Annotated in this window: 5 protein-coding genes; 3 read left to right on the top strand and 2 right to left on the bottom strand. The window is 39.8% G+C overall.

What is annotated here, in order from left to right:
• Positions 1-3: 3 nt before the first annotated feature.
• Together L1D46_RS19470 and L1D46_RS19475 are read right to left on the bottom strand one after the other, a co-directional pair.
• A complete protein-coding gene (locus L1D46_RS19470; protein WP_239978072.1) occupies positions 4-1,176 on the bottom strand; it encodes a putative manganese transporter in 1,173 nt (390 codons plus the stop codon).
• A gap of 71 nt (positions 1,177-1,247) precedes the next feature.
• Positions 1,248-2,873: a M28 family metallopeptidase gene (locus tag L1D46_RS19475; RefSeq protein ID WP_239978073.1), complete on the bottom strand. Its 1,626-nt coding sequence runs from the start codon at positions 2,871-2,873 to the stop codon at positions 1,248-1,250.
• A gap of 110 nt (positions 2,874-2,983) precedes the next feature.
• Here L1D46_RS19475 and L1D46_RS19480 point away from each other — a divergent pair, with 110 nt between their 5' ends.
• From L1D46_RS19480 to L1D46_RS19490, 3 genes are all read left to right on the top strand, one after another.
• Positions 2,984-3,796 (top strand): DUF3025 domain-containing protein, encoded by an 813-nt coding sequence (locus L1D46_RS19480; RefSeq protein ID WP_130051544.1) that lies wholly within the window; start codon positions 2,984-2,986, stop codon positions 3,794-3,796.
• Positions 3,793-4,581 (top strand): ATP-binding cassette domain-containing protein, encoded by a 789-nt coding sequence (locus L1D46_RS19485; RefSeq protein WP_130051543.1) that lies wholly within the window; start codon positions 3,793-3,795, stop codon positions 4,579-4,581. The genes L1D46_RS19480 and L1D46_RS19485 overlap by 4 nt, the downstream gene beginning before the upstream one ends.
• Positions 4,574-5,781: ABC transporter permease (locus tag L1D46_RS19490; protein WP_239978074.1), on the top strand; the 1,208-nt coding region annotated here is incomplete at its 3' end. The genes L1D46_RS19485 and L1D46_RS19490, both read left to right, overlap by 8 nt.

A 5,781-nucleotide genomic window follows, 5' to 3' on the forward strand; every position in this document is an offset into this window, starting at 1 on the left:
ATTTTAAAGACCGTAATAGTACAATCCATAACCGAGTAACAGCGCAGGTATTGTTGAATAGACTGTCGCCATTAAAGCTGCTTTTGGTGCTAATGCGATGGCTGGGAAGAGAGCATCGCCATCATTTGATATTGCATTTGCTGCCATCGCACTAAATGGGATAATGCCTTGAATATAAAGTGTCATTACGACAATTTGCGGCCCACAGCCTGGTAACAAACCTATTGCTACAGCTACCAAGGGAGCAAGATAAGCATATTCAAAAAACCATGCTTTTAAATCAACACCTAGCAAATTAACTAAAACTTCAAATAGCATGAAACTGGCGACAACCCATGCTGTAACAAAGTGCGTGTCCATTAACACTTTCGTGAGCTTTGAAGGTGGATTGCATGGAGCTTCTTCGCTGGTCACTTGTTTATAACTGCTGCCTTTAGATGAAAGAGCCCATACAACTACAGTAAATAGCGCCATGATTGAACCAAATAGGGTAATGCCATGATTAATACCATTACCAAATACGCTAAGGTCGGTATTGGTGGCAATAACAATAGCAACAATCAAGCTTGGCATTAAGGCAAATTTCCAAACCGGGCGGCTAAATATTAAAGCTTTTGGTTGGCATTGAGGTTGTTCGCTGAAGTCACTGGCCTGCGTAGGTTGAAACTTATCTGATTTATGAAATGTATTAACCACCTGTCCGCTAATTACGCCTACACTAACACCGATTACCATCATTAATAACCCATCAAGAGGGCGGGTTGCTAATAACAAAAATGCAGCATCACCCATGGTTGCTGTTAATACTGCGACCACAGAGCCAAAGCTAGCTTGTTTTTTGGTAAATTGGGTAACTACAATAATGGCACCTCCACAGCCAGGTAAAGCACCTAAGATTGACGCAAAACCGATTTCTAGGATGCCTGATTTAGCTCGTAAATAGCTGAGCTGTAATTGAGGTAGCCGATCAATCAAGTAGTAATAGATTAATAAAGTGGCTGCAACAAACACAGATACTTGAAAAAAAGCATCACTTAACGCTTGGAGGGTAAACTCACGGCTTGCTGGTATTGCCAAAGAAATTAGCAATAATAGGGGTAAAAATAAGCGTTTATTGTCCGTAATATAACACCTCGCTTTATGGGTGGAATACCTCGTTTGTGTTAATGAGAGCATACAGTGCAACCTAAAAATTAATCAGGTTACACTGTATTACCGATTTAAATGAAAATCAATCTCATTTGCATCTATTTGCGTTGAAACTCAGAGCTCGCATTCCAGGTCGGCCATTCTTTACGCTCTGAAATATCAAAACCTACTTGATAGAATAACTGAAGATCCTGAACGGCACCTGATAAATCCCATTCATCACGGTAACGATCGCAAGGCTGATGGTAACAACCGCGAAGAACTAAGCTCATACGCTTACGGTAATTTGCAGTTTCTTCATCAAGGGCTTCACTGCCGCCGCCAGCATACATTGCTGGTACACCCATGTTTGCAAATGCAAAGTGATCAGAACGATAGTAACCACCCGAAGACGGTTTAGGATCGCCAGATACAGTTCGGCCTTGTGCTTTAGCAGCTGTTTCTAACAAGCTATCCATTTCTGATTTGCCGATACCAACAACACTGATATCTTTCACTTTACCTAATAGATTTAAGCTATCCATGTTGATGTTTGCAACAGTTTGAGAAGCTGGGATCACTGGGTTTGCAGCGTAATATTTTGATCCAAGTAGACCTTGTTCTTCAGCGGTTACTGCTAAGAAAGTCATTGAGCGGCTAGGGTGCTCAGGAAGGCTAGCAAATGCTTCTGCAACTTCAATTAAGCCTGCAGTACCTGTCGCGTTATCGTGGGCACCATTATAAATTTGGTCACCTTTACGTGTTTTATCTGTACCAAGGTGATCCCAATGAGCTGAGTAAATGATGTGCTCGTCTGGCTTTTCGCTGCCAGGTAACGTTGCAATGAAGTTATATGAAATTGACTTTTTAATCGTGTTATTTACTTCAACGCTAGCTGTTAGGTCGCCCATATCAATATGGTAAGCACCTTTTGCAGCATTTGCTTTCATAGTATCGAAATCTAAACCTGCTTTTGTGAATAGCTCTTTGGCAACATCAGTTGTTACCCAGCCTTCAACAGCAACACGATCCATGTTGTTATTTTCTTTTTGGAAACCAAATTGCTCACCGCTCCAAGAGTTTTCAACAACTGACCATGGGTAAGAAGCTGGTGCTGTTTCGTGGATAATAATTGCACCAGCGGCACCTTGACGACTTGCTTCTTCATATTTGTATGTCCAGCGACCATAATAAGTCATGGCGTCGCCAGTAAATAAATCTGGGTTTTTAGTCGCATAACCTGGATCATTAACTAGCATTACAACTGTTTTGCCTTTTACGTCTAAGCCTTCGTAGTCGTTCCAGTTGTACTCTGGCGCATTTACACCATAACCAACAAATACTAATTCAGAATCTTTTATGCTTTGTTTAGCACTAATACGGCTACTACCCATTACCATATCTTTTTTATACTGATAATCTTTGCCGCCAATGGTAAGTACCATGTTTGAGTCTGCTTCAAGTGAAACAAGCGGTACTTCTTGTAAGAAGCTATCACCGTTACCAGGCTCAAAACCCAATGCTTTAAATTGGTCAGTTAAATAGGCAAGCGTTAGCTCTTCACCTTTCGATGATGGTGCACGGCCGCCGAATTCATCAGAAGCTAACACTTTAATGTGCTCTGCTAGTTGCTCTGAGTTGATGCTTTGATAGGCTTTTTCTACATCACCTGATGTGATACTTGTTGAAGCACAGCCTGCAAGAATGGTACTTGCAAGTACTGTCATTGGAAAATAGCGTTTCATAATAGCTCTTTTTTTGTTTTATGGTGGCATTAGTATATGAGGTTCTATTAATGAGAACCAGTTTTTACGGTAAACTACCCACAATACATCAAGAAGTTAAAAAATAAGCAATGAAACGATTTAGCGCACCAGAGCAATGGTCAACACAATACCTTACAACCGGTGCATTTAGTGACCTAGCAACGCTGTTTAATATTGACAAATTATCGAATTGGCCGTCTTGTGACTGGTTTAATCAATATTTAAATGCCAAAACAACACAAGGCACAGTAATAAGCTTTGTAGAGGATGAAAAATTTGCCGACGAAACTCGTTATTATGAGCAAATTATTTATGAAACAGGGCAAGTACCAACAAGACAACAAAATTGGCACGACCTTTTTGGTGGATTTATTTGGTGTTTATTTCCAAAAACAAAAGCACTGATAAATCATCAACATATCGAAGAAATTAAACTGCATGGTCTAAAAGAGCGCAGTAAACACCGTAATGCTCTCACCTTATTCGACGAATGTGGTGTAGTACTGGCAATTACCGAACAAAGTTGGCAACAACAATTACGCGATCATCAATGGCATCAAGCATTTGTTACACAACGTGAGCAGTGGGGTAAAAATATTCGCCCGTTCATGTTCGGCCATGCTAACTACGAGATGCTCACTCAGCCTTATATAGGTTTAACAGGGAAAGCATTATTTGTAATTGTACCCAATGACATATTTTGTAAAGATTTAAGCGAGCAATATGCGTATCTAGATCAACGTCTTTATGAGATGATTAAAGTAGATGATTGTTTACGTGATAATAAGAATTTATCTCCATTACCCTTGTTAGGTGTACCAGGGTGGTGGACTGAAAATGAAAATCCAGAATTTTACAGTAACACTGATTACTTTAGACCTAAACGAAGGAAACGCACATGATTGAAGTTGCAGGGCTTAAAAAGAAATTTAAGCTAACAAAAGATCATAAAAAAAATAAAACGGACAATGTAGACCCCCGCGAAGATAAAGAGTTTTTCCATTCTGTAAGAGACGTCAGCTTTAAATGTAATAAAGGTGAAGTGCTTGGCTTACTCGGCCCAAATGGTGCAGGTAAAACAACGACCCTTAGAATGATTTCAACAGCATTAAAACCAGATGAAGGCAGTATCACCATCTCTGGTCACGATATTGTTAAAAAGCCATTAGTTGGCCGCAAATCAATTGGTTTTTTATCTGGTAGCACTGGCTTATATGGGCGTTTAACGGTTAAAGAAAACGTAGAATATTTTGCCCGTTTACATGGCATGAGTAAAAAGGCGGTAGCGGCACGTTGTGATGAACTATTCAGCTTACTTGATATGCACAACTTCATTGATAAGCGTGCCGAAAACCTTTCCACAGGTATGAAGCAAAAAGCCAATATTGCTCGCGCTGTTGTTCATCATCCTGACGTGGTAATTCTCGATGAACCAACGACAGGTTTAGACATTATGACCACGCAAACTGTAATTAGCTTTATTCGTGGCCTTAAAGAGCAAGGTACTCCAGTCATTTTTTCAACTCACCATCTAGATGAAGTTGCATTACTTTGTGATCGCGTTGCAGTTATAAATCAAGGCATTAGTTGCTTTGATGGCACATTAGAACAGTTTAAACAAACTGGTCAAAGTGAGGAATTAAATCAAGCGTTTATGAATATTTTAACGGAGAGTCGTGATGTTTGAAGTATTTAAAAAGGAATTAAAAGAGCTGTTACGTGACCGTAAAACATTGATATTCGTTGTCGCACTGCCAGTTGCTATTTTCCCTCTTTTATTTGCTGTGATGGCATTTATTAGTTCACAAGCAGCACTCGAAGCTGAGCAAGAAGTGCATACTTACGCCATTATTAATGGTAATTACGCGCAAGAATTTACAGATAAGGTGTTTTATCATAAGAGCTTTGCATTATATAAAGGCGACGAAACCTTTAATACGGTAGAAGATCTCACTAAAGCGGTTAAAGCGGGTACCATCGATATGGGTATCTATTTACCTTCAGACGCTGAGCAAACACTCGATAACGCTAAACAAAGTGAGTGGCAAGTTGTGTATAACGACGCTAAGGCGATTAACTTCTTATTTGACCGCGTTAAAGAACTTGCAAAAGAGTATGGTGATAAACTGCGTACTACTAAACTGTTAAGCTTTGGCGTATCAGAGCAGCAACAAGCCGCGATTATCGAGCCAATTAAAGTTGTTAAGGTCGATACTGCAGATAAACGTGAAAATCTGGGTGAAAAAATTGGCGGGTTTATTCCTTATCTACTTATTCCTCTCGTATTGATGGGCGCAACGTACCCGGCTATTGATTTAGGGGCTGGTGAAAAAGAGCGCGGTACACTCGAAACCCTTCTACTTACACCAATCACGCGCACACAGCTAGTGTTAGGTAAGTTTGTAACCTTGCTGGCTTCTTCAATTGCGACAACCACTATTACAGTTCTTAGTATGGGTGTGTGGATATCGGTGGCCATTGCTTTTGTAGATTTAGCGGTTGTTAAAAACGCCTTTAGCTCTTTAACTGTATTAGATTTAGGGCTGATTTTTGTGTTGTTATTGCCTATTGCTGCAATCTTCTCATCATTAGCATTGGCTATTTCAATTTATGCGCGAACTTTTAAAGAAGCACAAAACTATATGGCTCCGCTAAGCATGGGTGTAATTTTTCCAATTATGATTGCGTTGATGCCGAATGTTGAGCTTACGAGCAAAACAGCCTTTATTCCTGTAACAAATGTAGCTTTGGCAATCAAAGAAATCATTAAAGGCACAGTCGATTACACACTAGTGGGTTTAATTTTCCTAGCAACAGTCATTGTGGCAGGGGCACTATTAGCATTTTGTGTTAAATGGTTTAATAAAGAAGATGTCTTATTTAGATA

Origin of the sequence: Pseudoalteromonas sp. Isolate3, assembly GCF_022398505.1 — a bacterium.
Taxonomy (GTDB): Bacteria; Pseudomonadota; Gammaproteobacteria; order Enterobacterales; family Alteromonadaceae; genus Pseudoalteromonas; species Pseudoalteromonas apostichopi.

Coding starts and splice junctions, on each gene's coding strand:
- L1D46_RS19470 (WP_239978072.1), bottom strand. CDS start 1,176: ATGCTCTCATTAACACAAACGAGGTATTCCACCCATAAAGCGAGGTGT.
- L1D46_RS19475 (WP_239978073.1), bottom strand. CDS start 2,873: ATGAAACGCTATTTTCCAATGACAGTACTTGCAAGTACCATTCTTGCA.
- L1D46_RS19480 (WP_130051544.1), top strand. CDS start 2,984: ATGAAACGATTTAGCGCACCAGAGCAATGGTCAACACAATACCTTACA.
- L1D46_RS19485 (WP_130051543.1), top strand. CDS start 3,793: ATGATTGAAGTTGCAGGGCTTAAAAAGAAATTTAAGCTAACAAAAGAT.